This is a genomic window from Massilia sp. H6, assembly GCF_024802625.1.
GTDB lineage: Bacteria > Pseudomonadota > Gammaproteobacteria > Burkholderiales > Burkholderiaceae_D > Telluria.
The window spans coordinates 3369445-3386619 of the sequence record NZ_CP103371.1 but is presented as its reverse complement, the minus strand read 5'-3'; the positions used below and the strand labels follow the sequence as shown (position 1 = coordinate 3386619).

General features: G+C 63.6%; 18 protein-coding genes. 10 read left to right on the top strand and 8 right to left on the bottom strand.

Going from position 1 to position 17175, the window contains the following annotated elements; all coding sequences use genetic code 11:
- Window positions 1–9: 9 nt before the first annotated feature.
- From NRS07_RS15190 to NRS07_RS15170, 5 genes are all read right to left on the bottom strand, one after another.
- A complete protein-coding gene (locus NRS07_RS15190) occupies window positions 10–339 on the bottom strand; it encodes a flagellar protein FliT (RefSeq protein WP_259208384.1) in 330 nt (109 codons plus the stop codon).
- A 3-nt stretch (window positions 340–342) separates the two neighbouring features.
- Window positions 343–798 (bottom strand): flagellar export chaperone FliS, encoded by a 456-nt coding sequence (gene fliS / locus NRS07_RS15185; protein WP_259208382.1) that lies wholly within the window; start codon window positions 796–798, stop codon window positions 343–345.
- Window positions 799–819: 21 nt separating this feature from the next.
- A complete protein-coding gene (gene fliD, locus NRS07_RS15180; protein ID WP_259208380.1) occupies window positions 820–3480 on the bottom strand; it encodes a flagellar filament capping protein FliD in 2661 nt (886 codons plus the stop codon).
- Window positions 3481–3692: 212 nt separating this feature from the next.
- Entirely contained in the window at window positions 3693–4064 is a 372-nt protein-coding gene (locus NRS07_RS15175) for a flagellar protein FlaG (RefSeq protein WP_259208379.1), read from the bottom strand.
- Between the two features lie 89 nt (window positions 4065–4153).
- Window positions 4154–5617 carry a flagellin gene (locus NRS07_RS15170; RefSeq protein ID WP_259208377.1) on the bottom strand — a complete coding sequence of 488 codons (1464 nt, stop codon included), beginning with the start codon at window positions 5615–5617 and terminating at the stop codon, window positions 4154–4156.
- A gap of 321 nt (window positions 5618–5938) precedes the next feature.
- On the opposite strand from NRS07_RS15170, the gene NRS07_RS15165 reads away from it, so the two are divergent.
- Window positions 5939–6193, top strand: a complete 255-nt coding sequence (locus NRS07_RS15165; protein ID WP_259208375.1) for a hypothetical protein — start codon at window positions 5939–5941, stop codon at window positions 6191–6193.
- A gap of 59 nt (window positions 6194–6252) precedes the next feature.
- Here NRS07_RS15165 and NRS07_RS15160 read toward each other — a convergent pair whose 3' ends face one another.
- The 3 genes from NRS07_RS15160 to NRS07_RS15150 form a co-directional block, all read right to left on the bottom strand.
- Window positions 6253–7824, bottom strand: a complete 1572-nt coding sequence (locus NRS07_RS15160) for a GGDEF domain-containing protein (protein WP_259208374.1) — start codon at window positions 7822–7824, stop codon at window positions 6253–6255.
- 134 nt (window positions 7825–7958) lie between these two features.
- The gene (locus tag NRS07_RS15155; RefSeq protein WP_259208372.1) at window positions 7959–8606 is read right to left on the bottom strand and encodes a response regulator transcription factor; all 648 of its coding nucleotides are present in this window, start codon (window positions 8604–8606) and stop codon (window positions 7959–7961) included.
- Window positions 8599–10095 (bottom strand): ATP-binding protein, encoded by a 1497-nt coding sequence (locus tag NRS07_RS15150; protein ID WP_259208370.1) that lies wholly within the window; start codon window positions 10093–10095, stop codon window positions 8599–8601. Before NRS07_RS15150 ends, NRS07_RS15155 begins: the two co-directional genes overlap by 8 nt.
- Window positions 10096–10428: 333 nt before the next feature.
- Between NRS07_RS15150 and greB the strand changes: the two genes are divergently transcribed.
- From greB to NRS07_RS20310, 9 genes are all read left to right on the top strand, one after another.
- Window positions 10429–10998: a transcription elongation factor GreB gene (gene greB / locus NRS07_RS15145; RefSeq protein ID WP_259208369.1), complete on the top strand. Its 570-nt coding sequence runs from the start codon at window positions 10429–10431 to the stop codon at window positions 10996–10998.
- Between the two features lie 48 nt (window positions 10999–11046).
- Window positions 11047–11649: a biliverdin-producing heme oxygenase gene (locus tag NRS07_RS15140; protein WP_259208365.1), complete on the top strand. Its 603-nt coding sequence runs from the start codon at window positions 11047–11049 to the stop codon at window positions 11647–11649.
- Window positions 11650–11994: 345 nt separating this feature from the next.
- The gene (locus tag NRS07_RS15135) at window positions 11995–12231 is read left to right on the top strand and encodes an acyl carrier protein (RefSeq protein ID WP_259208363.1); all 237 of its coding nucleotides are present in this window, start codon (window positions 11995–11997) and stop codon (window positions 12229–12231) included.
- Window positions 12232–12234: 3 nt separating this feature from the next.
- Window positions 12235–13272, top strand: coding sequence for a ketoacyl-ACP synthase III (locus tag NRS07_RS15130; RefSeq protein ID WP_259208361.1), 1038 nt, complete (start codon window positions 12235–12237; stop codon window positions 13270–13272).
- 38 nt (window positions 13273–13310) lie between these two features.
- Complete coding sequence (locus tag NRS07_RS15125) at window positions 13311–14015, top strand: SDR family NAD(P)-dependent oxidoreductase (RefSeq protein WP_259208359.1); 705 nt, start codon at window positions 13311–13313, stop codon at window positions 14013–14015.
- Window positions 14012–14755, top strand: coding sequence for an SDR family NAD(P)-dependent oxidoreductase (locus NRS07_RS15120; RefSeq protein ID WP_259208357.1), 744 nt, complete (start codon window positions 14012–14014; stop codon window positions 14753–14755). The genes NRS07_RS15125 and NRS07_RS15120 overlap by 4 nt, the downstream gene beginning before the upstream one ends.
- Entirely contained in the window at window positions 14746–15405 is a 660-nt protein-coding gene (locus tag NRS07_RS15115) for an acetyltransferase (protein ID WP_259208356.1), read from the top strand. The genes NRS07_RS15120 and NRS07_RS15115 overlap by 10 nt, the downstream gene beginning before the upstream one ends.
- The gene (locus NRS07_RS15110) at window positions 15405–16553 is read left to right on the top strand and encodes an SRPBCC family protein (protein ID WP_307729899.1); all 1149 of its coding nucleotides are present in this window, start codon (window positions 15405–15407) and stop codon (window positions 16551–16553) included. The genes NRS07_RS15115 and NRS07_RS15110 overlap by 1 nt, the downstream gene beginning before the upstream one ends.
- Before the next feature lie 4 nt (window positions 16554–16557).
- Window positions 16558–17166 (top strand): hypothetical protein, encoded by a 609-nt coding sequence (locus tag NRS07_RS20310; RefSeq protein WP_307729898.1) that lies wholly within the window; start codon window positions 16558–16560, stop codon window positions 17164–17166.
- Window positions 17167–17175: the final 9 nt, after the last annotated feature.

The window sequence follows — 17175 nt, the reverse complement described above, 5'->3', positions numbered from 1 at the left end:
CGTGCGGCGTCACACGCCGTAGGCGCGGGCGACCCGGCGTTCGGTCGTGGTGTTGCTGATCAGTGCCGACAGGCGCGCCATCCACGGCGCGCTCAGTTCGCGGATCTGGCGGTCGGCAGCGAGCATGCGGCGGATCGCGTCGACTTTCTTGACCCGTTCGGCACCGGCCAGCGGCTGCGGCTCGTGGGCTTTGAGCTGGCGCACGTGCAGCGCGCATTGCTGCTCGAGCTGGGCCAGGCGGTCCCAGTCGTTGTCATTGGCGGCGCGCAGCATCTGGTCGGTGATCACCGCCATGGTCTCGTAGGTGTCGACGATATCTTCGCTGGTCATCGGTTGCATGGTTCAGGCACTCATCATGGTCGGTGCGCGCAGCGGCGCGGGGGCGGCGCCCGGCAGGTTCTGGGCGGCCAGCGGATCGATCGCGTTCCAGGCGTCGCGCAGGTCGGCCAGCAGCGCATGGACTTCTTCCAGGATCGCCGGATCGTTGGTCAGGTTGGCCTTGAGCAGGCGCGCGCTGATGTATTCGTATAGGGCGTCGAGGTTCTGGGCGATCTCGCCGCCCACCTTCTTGTCGAGCGCGGCGCGCAGGCCGTTGTCGATGATGTTGATGGCCTTTGAAATGGCGGCGCCCTTGGCGGCGACGTTTCCGGTCTTCATGTTGCTGATGCCGCTCAGGATCGACACCAGGGCGCCGTCGTACAGCATCACGATCAGCTTGTGCGGCGACGCCGACGCGACGCCGGTCTCGAGACCGACTTTCGCATAGGCGCCAACGCCGCGTTGCATGGTTCCAAACATGTTGATTCTCCGGATACGGTGTTATGAGCGTGAGTTCGCCGAGAGCGTGGCGAGCTGCTGGGTCAGATAGGCCGAGGTCGACTGCATCGACATCAGCGCCGAGTCGAGCGCGGTGAACTGGGCCCGGTAACGTTTTTCAATGGTTTCCAGGCGCGCACTGAATTGGTTACGCGCGGTCGCGATCGACTTGAGCGAAATGTTCAGTCCATCGGTCTTGCCAGAGAGCAGGCTGTCCTTGCCGACGAAGCCGGTGGCAAGGTTGGTCAGCTCGAACGCAAAACCCTTGGAGAAATTCACGGTGCCGCGTTCGCCAACCAGGCCGCCGGTGATCGAGAGCTGGATGCCGTCGGCTGGCGAGCCGGCCGCAGCCGTCAAGGCCTGGCCGTTGCCGGTGGCGGCGACGCCGCCGATGGTGCCTTCGATGTCCTTGCCGACCTCGGGCGTGGCGCTGCCGAACACGATGCCCGGGTCGCTGCCGCTGAGGCTGGCAACTGCCAGGTTCGAGGTCGAGCCGTACTTGCTCGACGAAATCGAGATGCGTCCGTTGTCGTCGACCTTGGTCTCGACGGTGTCGCCGGCGCCGGCAAAGACAGTATTGCCATTGACCGCCGCGCGCAGCATCGCCACCAGCTGCGCATCGGTATAGGTGCCGGCCGCCAGCGCGATGTCCTGGGTTTTGTTTTCGCTGACCGGATCGGTCTGGTTCAACGTGATGCGCCAGGTCGTGTTCGGGGCGATCGTGGTGGGACCTGCCAGCGCGGCGGCGCCGGTCAGCGTGCCCTGGGTGGCCAGGCTGGTGATGTTCACGCCATAGCTGCCCGGCTTGGTCGCGCCGGTCGACTTGTCGAACTTGACCATGCCGTCGGTGGCGCTGCCCACGGCTGCGAACAGGCCGCCGATTTCGGCGTAGTTGTCGTTGATCGCTTTGTTCAGCTTGCTTGAATCGACCGCCAGGCTGCCGTCTTTCTGGAACGTGATGCCAACCTGGCCGAGCGTGGTCAGCTTGCCGCCCAAGCCCTCGACCGCGCCGCCGAGCTGGCGCCGCAGCTGGCTCTGGATCGAGCGCACCGACGAGTCGCCCTGCAATGCACCTGCCGTTTTGGTTTCCGCGTTGTAGCCGGTCAGGCCCGATATCGTCTTGTTGAGCTCGTTATACGCCTTGACGAAGTTGTTCACGGCGGTGGACGCCGCCGCGGTGTCGCGGGTCACGTTCAGGCTGGTGCTGCCGATGCCGGTAATGTCGAGCGAGACGCCCTGCACCGCATCGGTGACGGTGGTGCCGCTGCTGCGGATATCGATTCCGTTCATGTTGAGCAGGGTGTCCTGGGCCGCGCTGGTCTGGGTCAGACCCTGGACGCCGCCGGGATCGTGACCGAGCAAGGCGGCGATAGCCGCGTTCGGTGCTCCGCCGTCGGCGCCATCGACGCCTATCTTCATCGACGACTTGGCGCCAGTCTTGTTCGAGGTCAGCACCAGGTGATAGGGATTGTCGCCGCCATCCGAGACGATGGTGGCGGTCACGCCGATATTGGCCTTGTTGATGGCGTCGCGCATGCCCTGCAGCGACTGCTCGCCGGCCTCGAGCGTCACGGTGCCGCTGGACTGCGCGCCATCCTGGGCAAACGCCGCGCCGTCCAGGTAGCTGCCGGCGCTCCCCGCCACCAAGCCGGCAGCGGCCGGGTTGGTGCCGCCCACCATGATCTGGTTGCCATCGCGCGAATTCAAGGTGACGCCCGCGGTCGTCGTCACGCTCGAGCCGGTGTTGTCGACGCCCGCCCCGCCAATGCCGCCGGTAACGCTGCCGCTGCCGCCGATCGCTTCCAGCACGGTCAGGTTGGAACCATCGGCTGCCGTGAACTGCAGGTCGCCTGCAGCGGCGCTGCCTGTAAATGTGATATTGGCAGCGGCCAGCGCCGCGCTGACAGTGCCGCCAGCGAGCGCATCGTCGACCCCCGCGGCGTCGAGCGTGGCGCCGGTGCCGGCCTGGCTGGCGATCGACACGCCGCCGACCGACAGCGTATAGCTGGCGCTGGCGGCGGTCGTGACCGGGCCGAAACTGGCAAACAGGTTGGCCGCGCTGGTGGCGGCGCCGGCCTTGGCAGTCACGCCCGTGGTCTCGCTCTTGGCATTGATTGCCTCGGCCAGTTGGGCGGCACTGCGGGTCGCCGCGCTGGTGGTGATGACGGTGCCATTGACCGACAGCGAACCGTTGCTGATGCCGCCGTTGGTGGTCGACGCGCCAAGGGCGGTGCCGGCCACGCCGAAGCTGCCGCCGCCGATGCTGCCGAACTGGAAAGTGAGGGTAGTCTTGGCGGCCGTGCCGATGATGGCGCTCATGCTTGCGCGGCCGGCCGTGCTCAGGCTCTGGGCCGAGGCCAGCTGCGACACGCTGATGTTGTATTTGCCCGGGACGGCGCCGGTGCCGGCACTGGCCGCGAGCACTTCCTTGTTCGCCGAACTGGTGTTCAGGGCGTTGAAGGTTGCAGGAGAATTGAGCGAGGTGAGGGCGCCCTGGAAGCTGCCGACCGCGGCGCTGACCTTGCCGAGCGCGCCAATGCGCGTCTGCAGCACAGCCGCCTTCTTGTCGAAACTGGCGAGCGGGGCTGCTTCGGCCTGCATCAGCTTGCCGATGATGCCGCTGACGTCCAGGCCTGAGCCGATGCCGGATGAACTGATGCCCACTTTGTTTCTCCCGTGAAAGCGATAATGTAAGTCATTATCGGCAGAAGCAAACCGGACTTAAGAGCGGGAAAGGTATCCCAATTCAAATAGTTAAAATGAGCGATGGCAGGAAGACATCATTTGGCCGAGCGGTGGACTGCGGCAGGCGCGAATGCGCAGCGCGCCACCCCAAAGGGTGCGCGCGCCGGCAGGGTGATCCCGATAAAGCCGGTTCAGGCGGTCTGGCTGATCAGCAGGCCGCGCATCTTGTCGATCGACCTGGCGATCTCGAGCGCTTCGACCGACGGGATCTGGCGTACCACTTCGCGGGTCCCCTGGTCGATGATCTTGACCACGATTTCCTTGCTGTCGTCGTCGATCGCGAATTCGAGGCTTTGCAAAGTTGCTTTCATGCCCTCGTTAATCTTGCGCACGGCAAGGTCGACCTGTTCGCGCGATGGCTTCTCGCGCATGGACTCGGCAGCTTCCACGGCCTCGGCGGACTTCGCCGCGATGGCTGGCTGCGGGGTTTTCTGTTCGAGTGCCGGGAGCGTGCGCTCATCCAGCCGCGACGCCACGGGTGCACCAAGAGATTGGATGTTCATGTGACTTCCCTAGCAAAAATTCCTCGGCTGAATTTCTTCAGCCGAGGAACCGTTTTACAGCACGGATGAACTAGTTAGTCCGTCGATAATTATCCACGCAGCAGCGACAGGACACCGTTCGGCAGCGAGTTGGCCTGGGCCAGCATCGAGGTACCAGCCTGCTGCAGGATCTGGCCGCGGGTCAGCTTTGCGGTTTCCGAAGCGAAGTCGGTGTCGACGATGCGGCTGCGCGATGCCGACAGGTTCTCGGTGGTCGACGCCAGGTTCGAAATTGCCGATTCGAAGCGCGACTGCAGTGCGCCGTACTGGGCACGCTGGCCGTTGACCGCGCCCAGGGCAGCATCGGCAACCTTGATGGCCAACTGGGCGCCGTCGAAGGTGCTGACGTCGAGGTTGGCGACCGACTTCAGGGCCGACGAACCGGTGGAGCTGCCGCCATCGAGGTTGAAGCCGCTGGCGTCAACCACCGAGAAGCTCTTCTCCGAGTCCAGCACCAGACGGCCGACGGCGGTGGCACCGTTTGCGCCGTTCGTTGCAGCTGGAGTAGCGAGTGCTGCGCCGGCTGAGTCATAGGTTCCCATGGTTGCAACTGAACCGGCATCGGCCGAGGTGTTCTTCAGCTTGATGTCGTTGCCGTCGGCGTTGGTCAGCTTCAGGCCGTTGTTATCCGCATCGTACGATGCGGTAACGCCAGTCTTGGCAGATTGGGCGTTGAAGGCGCTGATGGCAGCGGCATAGCCGTTCGCATCGGTGTTGCCAACCGAGAACGAGACCGTGACTGCAGTGCTGTTATCCGAAGTCAGCTCGAATGAGAACGACTTGTTTGCAGTGCCCTTCACCAGGGATTCGGTCTTGGCGGTTGCGGTGACGCCGGTTTCGCCGCTGGCATTGTTGATTGCTGCTGCTGTCGTTTTGGCGGAGGCGCCCTCGACCACGGTGATGGTTTTCGAACCTTCCGAACCATTAATCGCCATGGCGCCGGTAGTGACCCCATTGGTTGCCGCGGTGCCGGCCTGGACTGCGCTGGCGTCGAGGCGGTTGTTGCCGTAGGTCGAGGTGCTGAAGTTTGCGCCGGTCATCGAAATCAGCTGGCCAGCATTGGCGCCAACCTGGAAGTTCGCGGTGCCCATCGAGCCGTCCAGCAGCTTTTGGCCGTTGAATTCAGTGGTGTTGGCGATACGGTTCAGTTCCGAGGTCAGCTGGGTGACTTCGGTCTGCAGGGCTTTGCGGTCGCTGGCCGAGTTCGACGAGTTCGACGACTGGACTGCCAGTTCGCGGACACGTTGCAGGATGTCGCCCGAGCTCGACAGGGCGCCTTCGGCCGTCTGGGCCATCGACACGCCGTCGTTCGCATTGCGGGTTGCCTGGTTCATGCCGCGGATCTGCGAGCTCATGCGGTCCGAAATGGCCAGACCGGCAGCGTCGTCCTTGGCGCTGTTGATGCGCAGGCCCGACGACAGGCGCTGGATCGAGGTGTTCAGGGAGGCGCTCGAGGTCGACAGGTTACGCTGCGAGTTCAGGGATGCGACGTTGGTATTGATTACGGATGCCATGGTGTTTCTCCAGACTGGGTCTTTCTAGGGGTGGGCTGCCTTGCCCTGTTCACTTTGGTGCGCCACGCTGTTCCGTGGCGATCACACCGCTGTTGTTGCTGGTAACGTGCTTTGCGGCAAGAACTTGAGGGTCAACATGCAATTAATTTCAGTTTTTTTCATCCGGCATGCGGGGGGCGGCGCGTCTTGACGACAGTAAAAAACCGAACTTTAGAGCGAAAAAAGTTTTATTTTTCTACGCAAGCGGGCCCGAAATTCCCTGCTTTCTCTGCAGGGCGCGGGGTATCATGTAAATATCGCAATTCTTTTCCGGAGACAGAGATGAGGACAGTTGCAGCAGCAGTGTGCGCGGTGCTGGTGTTGGGTTTGACCGGGTGCGCGTCGGCGCCGGACACAGACCCGGGCCCGACCATGGCAGAGGTGGGGGCCGGCACGGCTGGCCAGGACGAGCAAGCCCTGACCGGCAGCCGCCTGGCCAAGCGCAGCTCGACCGACCGCATGCTCAAGACGGTAGGCGCGCAGGGCGCGAAGGACGAGCTGCGCAATGTGCCGCGGACCGGGGCTAGCGCTCAATAAATAGCGGTGTTGCTGTTGCAGGGCAAATCAGCGCGGGGTCAATGATTGGCCGCTGTGCCTCAGACGGCGACGACCACCCTGTTCTTGCCGGTCTGCTTGGCCTGGTACATGGCGCGGTCCGCGCGCGCCATCAGGCTTTCTTGGCCTTCGTTAGGCACCCGCAGCGCCACCCCGCACGAGAAGGTGATTAGCATCTTCTCGTTGTCGTACATAAAGAAATGGCGGGTCAGCTCGCGCTGCACCCTTACCATTGCCGCTGCCGCCGCCTCGACCGTGGTCTCGGGCAGCAGGATCAAGAATTCTTCGCCGCCAAAGCGCGCGATCACATCCATCGAGCGCAGCGTGTCGCGCACCACCTTCACCAGGTGCTTCAGGGCGCCGTCACCGGCCAGGTGGCCATAGGTGTCGTTGAGCTTCTTGAAGTTGTCGAGGTCGAGCATGGCCACGCACAGCGGCGTGTTACGGCGGTCGGCGCGCGCGCTTTCACGCTCGTACACGTCGTCCAGGCCGCGACGGTTCAGGCTGCCAGTGAGCTGGTCTTCGCGCACCAGCTCGCTCATGTGCTGCAATTGCGCTTCCAGCACGCGGATGCGTTCCTCGGCTTCCTGCGCTTCGCGGTGGACCGCCAGCATGCGGTCGCGCGAGGCCAGCGCCTGGTCTTGCGCCAGGCGCGTTTCACGCAGCACTTCTTCCAGCACGTCGTTGAGTTCGTCAATGTCGGCGGCGCCGCTGATGCGCTTCGAGAACCCACCCAGCTTGGCATGGTAGTCGCCGGTCGCGGCGGCCACCGAACCGAGCCGGTCGATAAAGGTCATCATCATGTTCTTCACCGTGGCGCGCACGTCGCTCAGGCTGTGCCTGAGCTGGCCCTGCTTGAAGATCACGTCTTTCAGGCTGCGGGTTGCGTCTTCCAGCGAGCGGCTGTCGAGCGGCCCCGAGATCAGCTCCTGCACGGCGGCGATCTGGCCACGCATCCAGCTGTCGTCGTCGAGCAGCTCGTTGACATTGTCCAGCAGCAGCCGAAACAGGCGCAGCAGCAGTTCGCGCTGCTCGGCCTGGTCGCCGCTGTGCAGCTCGATCTGGTAGCACAACTGTTTCAGGCGGCCGGAAAGTTCGCCCAGCGCATCCTCGCCGCGTGCCGTCTTGACCGCGCCACCCAGCGTTTCGGCTTCGAGGACCAGGGCGGGACTGCCGGCCAGCAGGGTTGCCAGCGCAAACGCCAGCGACCGGCCCAGCATCTCGCGCAGCTGGCGCATGTCCGGATCTTCGTCGCCCATTGCCATCACCGGCGTATTGCGGCGCAGATGGCGCTCGGACATCTGGCTCAAGGCCGCGGCGTAGCCGGTCCAGTCGGCATTTCGGGCGGCGCGCAGCAGGCGGCGACCGTATTCGGACACCTCGCCCGGGGTATCGGCCAGCTTGCGTGCAAAGCTTTCCAGTACATCGGCCGCAGGGTTGCCGGGAGGGGCGGCCGGCACCGGCGGCACGCCGGCGATCTCGTCGTAGATGGCGCGGTAGGCATCGGGCGTCGGCGCAATGCGCCGCGTTGCCAGCCGTCGGAACGCCTCTCGGGCAACATCGGCGGGATTCTGGCCGGGAGCGGCGGGGGAGGGTGACGGGGTGGTGGACATGGGGTGTGGACGCAAATTGCTGGTTGGCGTAATGATAGACAGCTTTCTTGCCAACCATCAATTAGAAAACGGTGACAAAAATTTCTTGAGCAACATAATTGGGGCGCGGCGTGAAGTCGAGCGATGCCTGCCGGTCAGCTCACCAACTGGTTGCGAATCGCATAATGCGTCAACTCCGCACTGTTCTTGAGCTTCATTTTCACCAGTAGCCGGGCCCGGTACTCGCTGACGGTCTTGACCGATAGCGACAGCTCGCGGGCGATATCGCTGACCGACATGCCGGAAGCAATCATGGTCAGGGTCTGGTATTCGCGGTCGGACAGCGTATCGTGCGGCGGCGCGTCATGGTCTTCGCCGACCTGGGCCGCCAGGGTCTGAGCCAGGGCCGCGCTGACATATTTCTGGCCGGCCGCGACCTGGCGGATCGCGGTGACCAGCTCGCGCGGCGCGCTCTGCTTGGTCAGGTAGCCGGCGGCGCCGGCCTTGAGCGAGCGGATCGCGTACTGGTCTTCGCGGTGCATCGACAGCATCAGCACGGCAAGCTCGGGCCGGTCCTTGCGCACCTGTTTCAGCACCTCGATGCCGTTGCGGTCGGGCAGGGAAATATCGAGCAGCATGACGTGCGGACGCGATTTGCCGACCAGCTTGATGGCGTCGAGCCCGGTTTCTGCCTCGCCCGCCACGATGATATCGCCCTGCTCGGCCAGGATCTGCTTCAGACCTGCGCGCACGATGGCATGGTCGTCGGCGATGAATACCCGGATGATTGGTTTGTCACTCATGCTGGCCTGTTTGCTGGTTCTGTACCGGGGCTGCCGCGCGCGGCGTCGGCGGGGCAGCCAGCCTGGTCTTGATAGTCACCATCGTGCCACCTCCGGGCGCGGACGACAAGACCAGCGTACCGCCCAGCGCCTTGGCACGCTCGCTCATGCCGCGCAGGCCGAACGACTGCGGCTTGAGCCGGTCGCCCGGTTCGATGCCACGGCCATTGTCGCAGATGACCAGGGTCAGGTGTGCGCGCTGGCGCCGCAGCAGCACCGTCACGCGGGTGGCGCCAGCGTGCTTGGCGATATTCGTCAGCGCCTCCTGGAAAACCCGGAACAAGGCGGTTGCGTGGTCGTCGTCCAGCGCGATGGCGTCCTTGTCTTCTTTGGCGCAGCGGAACAGGCAGGCGATTCCCATCTGCTTTTCGAATTCGCGCGCCTGCCATTCGAGCGCGGCCACCAGCCCCAGGTCGAGCATGGTCGGGCGCAGGTCGAGCGAAATCCGGTGTACCGCCTCGATGGTGCGGTCGACCAGATCGTCGAGGTAATTGGCTTTTTCCAGTAGCGCCGGTTGCTCGGGCAGGCGCGCGGCCAGCATCGCCAGCGCCATCTTGATGGCACTCAGGTTGCCGCCAAGGTCGTCGTGGATCTCGCGCGCGATGCGGGCGCGCTCCTGCTCCTTTACCTGCTCGATGTGGTCGGTGAGTTCGGCCAGCCGCGAGCGCGAGCGCACCACCTCGTGCTGCTCCTGCTTGCTGGCGCTGATATTGGTCATGATGCCGTCCCACTGCACCGCGCCGCCCTCGATCGGGTGCGGGGTGGCGCGCAGGTTGATCCACTTGACGTCGTTCCAGGCGTCGATCCAGATCCGGCCTTCCCAGTTCCAGGCGCCCAGGGTCTTGCGCGAGGCCTGCATGCAGTCGAGATAGCCCTTGCGGTCGTCTGGCAGGATCAGACCCTCGAACAGGCTGGCGTCGCGCTGCAAGTCCAGTACCGTCAGGCCGAGCAGGGCGGGGCAGCCGTCGCTCAGCCAAGGAAACTCGGTGCGCCCATCCGGGTAATGCACGAACTGGAAGACCAGTCCCGGAGTATTGCGCACGATGGCGTCGAAGCGCGCCTGCGACTGCGCCAGCGCCTGCGCGGCGCCCTGTTCCAGCGTCAGGTCGTCGGCAATGGCCAGCAGCAGCCGGCGGCCATCGCGCACGATGCGCAGGAAACAGAGCTTGACCGGATAGCTGCTGCGGTCACGCCGCCGCAGGTGGGTGCGCATGCCGATCTGGGCGCCGATTTCTTCGCCCAGCCCGGCCAGCAGGGTTGCCAGCACGGTGCGCTCGAGCGCCGGCGCAATAGCGTATACGTCCATCGACTCGAGTGTGGCGGCGTCAAAGCCCAGGTTCAGGCGCGCGGCCTGGTTGGCATCGACGATGGCCAGCGTAGCAGCGTCGAGCAACAGGATTTCGGACGCCGCCGCCTGCATTTCGGCGGCCAGGATAGGATTCGGGCTCATGGCTGTTGGGAATGGGTTGTTTCCCTGCGCCGGGCCTGCTCGCGCGCACGCGCGCGCGCGCTGAAGCGCCGCAGCACGCGCGCCAGGTAGCCGGGCTGGCGGCCTGCGCCGCGCAGTAGGCGGCGCAGGCGGCGGCGCGCGCCACGCACCGCTATGCGGGTCCGCCGCCACAGATTTCTGGCACGCAGCATCGCTAGAGAATGGGGGCGTTCGCTTGCCCGCACACCCTGCCCGGCGCGTTGTTCCGATTTTTCTAGCGTTTCTTCTCCGTCCATGAACGCATGATACGGCAAGCAAGGGCATCCGCGCGCCGCTGCCGTTACAATAAGAACCATGAACAAGGCATTTGTAAAAGAGTCCGACAACGACGACGACGACGGCGAAGCGCTGGCGCTGGCCCAGGCCATTCCGGCCGGGGCCAAGAACTACATTACGCCGGCCGGCTACAAGGCCATCAAGGACGAGCTGCTGCAGCTGATCGACGTCGACCGGCCCGAAATCGTACGGGTCGTGCATTGGGCCGCCTCCAATGGCGACCGCTCGGAAAATGGCGATTATATCTATGGCAAGCGGCGCCTGCGCGAGATCGACCGCCGCATCCGCTTTCTCACCAAGCGCATGGATTCGGCCGCCATTGTCGATCCGACGGTTCATCATGGTAACGACCAGATCTATTTTGGCGCCACCGTCTGCTACCTGAACAAGGCCGGCGAAGAGCACACGGTCACCATCGTCGGTATCGACGAGCTCGATCCGCTCAAGGGAAAGATCAGCTGGGTCTCGCCGGTGGCGCGCGCGCTGACCAAGGCGCGCGAGGGCGAAACCATCACCCTGCAGACCCCGCTCGGCGCCGAAGAGCTCGAGATTCTGTCGGTCGAGTACCCCGAGCCAGCCGCCGAGTGAATTGGCGGGGCTGGTAAGATGAGCAATTCGCCGTTTTGCCCTACCCTCATGAACCTTTCCAGCCAAGCCGCGCGGGCCGACACCGCTACCACCGATATCCTGGCCGCGCTGCGCGCCGCCACCGCCTCGCGCCACGAGCGGCTCGACAGCGGCCTGCCGCTGGCGGCCCCGGCGCCTTCGCTGCTCGATTACGCCGAGCACCTGGCCATGGTGCGCGACTGGCTGCTGCCCTTGCAAGCCTGGCTCGATGGCTACGCCGATGGCCCGCAGGCCGAGCCGAGCCTGGCGCCGACCCGGCGCCTGGCCCTGATCGACGCCGACCTGCGCGAGCCGGGCATGCCGGCGCCGCCGGCGCCGCGTCCGACCGCCGCCTGGCCCACTGGTGCCAGTGCAGCCTACCGCTGGGGCGTGGTCTATGTGATCGAGGGCTCGCAACTGGGCGGCGCCGTGCTGCACGCGAACCTGGCCGAGCGCTTCGCGCCGCACCCGCTGCGCTACCTGCGCGGCGAAGCGGGTGGGCCGGGACCGCGCTGGCGCGCCTGCATGCTGGCCTTGCGCGCCAACGTGCGCAGCCCGGAACAGGTCGCCGAAGCTTGTGCCGGTGCCTGCGCGGCCTTCGACCGTATCCTGGCACTCGCGCCGAAAAAATAGATCGAGACTAGTCCACGTCCATGGCGCGTCCGACCTTAATCATCTTTCCAACGCGCCACTGTCGACGATGGTGGCCAAGCTTGAGTCAATCTTTCCCTAGAAGTTGGTCCTGCCATCGTTAACCCATGACCCTGCTTACCCGCAGAATAGTATGCCGGTGCGCCTGGGCAGGCTTCACTGAGCCATCACCGGATACATGGAGCCAGTCGCCGTGCTCCGCTGCAAAATGCCGAATTCATCTATGCCTGTTCCCTGGGAATATAGTTTTGCTTTATAGTGCCTTCTCTAGTCGACGCCATCCGGTCCCTCTCATCTGGCGTGCGGGTTATGTAAGCAATATTGATCATGAAGGCAGCAATGGACACCCTCGAGCAATTTGTCGAAAAATTTAAAAACGCCGTCGATTTCCAAGACGAGGTTCAACTCACCGGCGACACCAACCTAAAGACGCTTGCTGAGTGGGATTCCCTGGCGGCGCTTGGCGTGATCATCATGTTTGATATGGAGTATGACAAGGCCATCGCCGGTAAGGACCTAGCGGGATGTCAACTGGTCAGTGACGTGTACAAATTGATTGGTTGACCCATGGCCCAGGCGATTATTCGCAATGTACGTTATGCCGGCATGGCTACCTGTGTACCGCGGCGCATACTCTCGAACCTCAAGGATTGTCCGCCTCAGATCCGTTCGGCTCGTGAACGGATTGTTCGCAACATTGGCATTGAAACGCGCCGCATTTGCTCCGAATGGCAAAACTTTTCGGACCTTGCCTTTGACGCGGCCGAGCGCCTGCTCGCGGATCTGAATTGGGATCGTGACGAGATCGACGCGCTGATCGTCGTCACCCAATCACCCGACTATCTAATTCCTGCCACGGCCATCATCCTGCAAGACCGGCTTGGGCTCAAGTCAACTACCATCGCTTTCGACATTAACCTGGGCTGCTCTGCCTATGCTTTCGGCCTGCACGTGCTGGGCTCAATGATGGCAGCGGGCGGCATTGGAAAAGCTCTGCTACTGGTCGGCGACAAGGCTGCTTCGGTGATCGAGCCGCTGTTTTCGGACGCCGGTACCGCCACCGCGCTTGAATACGATCCGGACGCGCCGCCGATGTATTTCGACCTCAATAGCGATGGCAGCGGTTACCAGGCCATCATGCTGCCGGCGGGTGGTCACCGTGAGCCCTTTGGGCTGCAGCATGCGGTGCCGGTAAAAGATGACGACGGTATCTGGCGCAGCCCGACGGCGCTGATGCTTGACGGCCCGGCCGTATTGAGCTTCTCGACCCAGCGGGTGCCGTCGGCGGTGCGCAGCTTGCTCGAGTTCGCGCAATGCCCTATCGGTGACGTCGACTATTTCATCTTTCATCAGGCAAACAAGATGATCAACGAGACCATCCGCAAGAAGCTGGGCCTGGAGCCCGATAAGGTGCCTTGTACCTTGCACGATTTCGGCAACACCAGCGGCGCCTCGATTCCAGTCACGATGACGGTGCGCATCCGCGAGGCACTCCTGGGCGGGAAGAAAAAGGTATTGATGTCGGGCTTTGGCATCGGCCTGTCTTGGGGCGGTTGCATCGTGGACATCGAAGATGCAGTATTTCCTGAATTGATCGAGTCGTGAGCGCCTCGCCGTTTAGCCTCGAAGGACGGTCGATCCTCGTGACGGGGGCGTCGTCGGGCATCGGCGAGGCTACTGCGCGCCTGTGTGCGGACATGGGTGCGCGCATTGTCGCCTGTGGACGCAATACCGCCCGCCTTGAACAGGTCGTTGCCGGGCTGACGGGCGAGGGTCATCAGGCCGTGTCAGGTGATCTTACCGATCCCGCGGCTCGCCAGTCCCTGGTGGATTCCGTGGTTGCACTCGACGGATGTGTATTTAGTGCCGGCGCAGCCGCGCTGGCACCTATTCGCTTGGTCTCGCAGCGTCACCTGGACACGATCTTCGCTGTGAACTACGACGCCCCGGTGCTGCTGACCCAGGCCCTGCTGGCCAGGCGCAAGCTCGCACAGGGGGCTTCCCTGGTCTACGTGACGGCGGTCGCCGAACACGTGGCACCGAACGCCACCGGAATCTATTCCGGCGCTAAGGCCGCACTCACGGCAACCGTGCGCACCATCGCGGTCGAGCAGGCTAAGAACGGCGTGCGCGCCAACTGTGTCTCGCCGGGCTATGTCGCCACCCCGATGCTGGACGGTCTGCAAGGCGTCATGAGTCCCAATGAAAAGGCCGGCCTGGCGCCGCTAGGCATCATCGAACCTGGCGACGTCGCGGCAAGCATCGCTTGGCTGCTCGCGCCTGCCAGTCGCTGGGTGTCGCGTACTTCGCTGGTCATCGACTCCGGCCTTAGCTTGCACGTGCGATGAGCGAGCGCTTTCACCATCCTTTCCACCTGCGGGGAAAAACCGTGCTGGTGACCGGCGCTTCAAGCGGAATCGGCCGCGCGGTCGCCGTCGAATGCGCGCGTGCCGGCGCGCGCCTGATTCTTAACGGACGTGACCAGGAGCGCCTGAAAGCGACCCTGGCCATGCTCGAGGGAGAGGGACACTTCTCTGTGGAAGCGGACCTGACTAACCCGACCCAGCTAGCCTGGCTGGTGGAACAAGCCGGCGAACTCGACGGCGTAGTGCATGCGGCGGGCATCCCCGGCGTTACTCCGGTGCGCCTGCTGCGTGTTTCTTTTGTACAGAAAGTCTTGGACAGCAACTTGATGGCCCCGCTGATGCTGACTACAGGGCTCCTGAACAAGAAAGCGCTGCGCAACGGGGCATCGATCGTGTTCCTTTCGTCGATCGCCGCCCATACCGGCACGGTAGGCGTCGGAGCCTACTCGGCTTCCAAGGCGGCCCTCGAGGGCATGATCCGATGCTTGGCCCTGGAGATTGCACCACGCGCGATGCGCGCCAATGCGCTCGCGCCGGGGCTGGTAGATACGCCGCTGGTGAACCAGGACCGGGCCTGGCTCGAAGATAAAGCGAAGATGTACCCGCTCGGGCTGGGCCGGCCGGAAGATGTGGCCTACGCCGCCATCTATTTGCTGGCCGATGTCAGCCGCAAGGTGACCGGCACCCAGCTGCATCTGGACGGAGGAATTCCATGGACCTGAAGATGGAAGAAGTGCCCGGAATGAAGAATGCGCTGATTATCAGTGCCGGCGGCTTTGGCCGTACTGTCTACAATATGATGCAGCACGATGTGGCCAATGGTGTGGACTGGCGGGTTGTGGGGTTCCTTGACAACCGTGCCGGGCTTGCAGCAGGTGCACCTTTGCCGTTGCTCGGCGACCCGCTGACCTACCGCTGCCGCCCGTATGAGGAGTTCCTGTGTGCGCTGGGCGACCCTGCCCAGCGCCGCCGCTTCGCCGCCCCGCTGCTCGCGCAGGGGGCCGCTTTCATGAGCCTGCTTACGGGACTGCACAAGGCGATCGGCCTCACCATGGGCGTGGGCTGCTTATTCGAGCCAGAAGTAAGGGTTGGCGTCGATACGCACCTGGGTGACTTCGTCTTCATCATGTCTACCGCCGTGATTGGCTACGAAGTGGAAATCGGTTCGTACGCAACCATCGGCAGTTTCGCCTTCGTGGGCGGGCGCGCCCGTATAGGGAGCGACGTCGTCATTCATCCGCACGCGACGATCCTGCCAGGCGTGGCTGTCGGCGACGGTGCCGTTATCGGCGCCGGCGCGGTGGTGATGGCCGACGTGCCTCCCGGTGTCACCATGATCGGCAACCCAGCCAAAGTATTTCGCTTTAAATAATGCAGTCCAATATGCCTGCGCAAGCGTATATCGACGAAGCCTGGTTCGGGCGTGAGCGCGACCTCCTATTCAAGCCGCTGTGGCAATTCATCGGCCTGAAAGTTATGCTCGACAAGAATAATGCTTTCATCAAGCGCACCTTGTTCGGCATTCCGGTTGTGGTGCAAAACTTTCATGGCGAACTGCGCGCCTTTGAGAACATATGCCCGCACCGGCAAAATCCGATCCAGGTCCAGCCACATGGCGTGCGTCCATTATTTTGCAGCTATCACGGCTGGAGTTTCGACAGTGAGGGTGGCACCAGAATTCCTCATGAAGACGCGCTGTTCCGGTTTGCGCCGGAAGAGCGGGCCTGCATCCGCCTGCGCCGCTTTGCGCTGGAGGTGGTGGGCAACCTGGTTTTCGTGAACCTGTCGGCAGACCCGCTGCCGATCAAGCGCCAGTTCGGCGCAGCCATGCTAGCCTCGCTGGCGGCGTCCTCAGCCGCGTTTGATGGCGAAGTCATCATGACGACCTACGACGGCCGCTTCAACTGGAAGCTCGCGTATGAAAACCTGCGCGACGAACATCACCCGCGTTACCTGCATGCGCGCACGCTGTACCAGGAGGTCAGGTTTGAAGCCAGCATCGACGAGTGCGGCGTGGAGGCGCTACGGCGCCAGCGCGAACAGGGTATCGGAGACCGTGAGCGGGCGCTGGCCCTGCTGCGCAGCTTCAGCGGCGGCGGGCGCGACGCGCCGATGCAAGCCGCGCCCAACGAGCGTTGGCATAGCAATGTCGAGCGTTACCGCGACCAGGATTGGTATTACAACTGGCTGGTTTTCCCGAACCTGCATATTGCCTCGGCCGACGGCGGCCACTCCTTTATCGTCGAACACCATGTCCCGGTTGGACCGGGACGCACCGAGTTCATGGTGTATTTTGTGACGGCGAAGAAGAAACGCCCGTATTCCGCGTCGGCTGCAGTGTTGCACGCGCACATGATGGGTGCGGATAAGGTGCTGCGCGAGGATATCGATGTGATGGAGCAGATTCAACAAACTCTATACGAAGGCGCCAGGCCGGCACACCTTGGCGACTACGAGTTTGTCAACGCAGGCATCGAGCACTGGTACCTGAACCTGATGGAGGGGAGCTTTGCCTTGTAAGCATGTGATAGGCAGTGGCCTCGACCTGCAACGGGCGATGGCGGCGTGGCGTGAACTCGCGCCTGACCTCGACTTGCGTCCGGTAGAACTGCCTGCAGCGTCCGATCCGGCAGCGTTGCAGGCAATGCTCAACGCACTCGACCGGGACGGGGCGACGGCCTTCGTCGCCGCCGATGCACGATTCCTGAATTTTTACCGTCTCGAGCTGATGAGCATCGTACGCGGCCACGGTGTTGCGATGCCGCCGCTGGTCGAGCGCGGCGCCATCGTGGGCGCTAACGTAAAAATTCTGCACAACACGTGGATTGGCGCGGGCGCCATCATTCAGCCTGGCTGCCGAATCGGCTTCAACGTGGTAATCGGGCCCGGCGCCGTCGTCGGCGGCAGCGTCGAGATTGGCCAGTCGGCCTTCATCGATGCCGGCGTGACGGTCGGACATGGCGCCAGGATCGGCAATAAGGCCACTCTCGGACTGGGCGTGAGCATCGGCCACGGTGTCGCGATCGGCGCGCAGTGCGTAATCGACCGGCCTGGAAGAATCGAGGCGGACGTGGCCGCCAAGACCTTCATTCACAGCTCACATGCGCACCCGATGGTGATCGTGGGCGGCTGATCCGACATC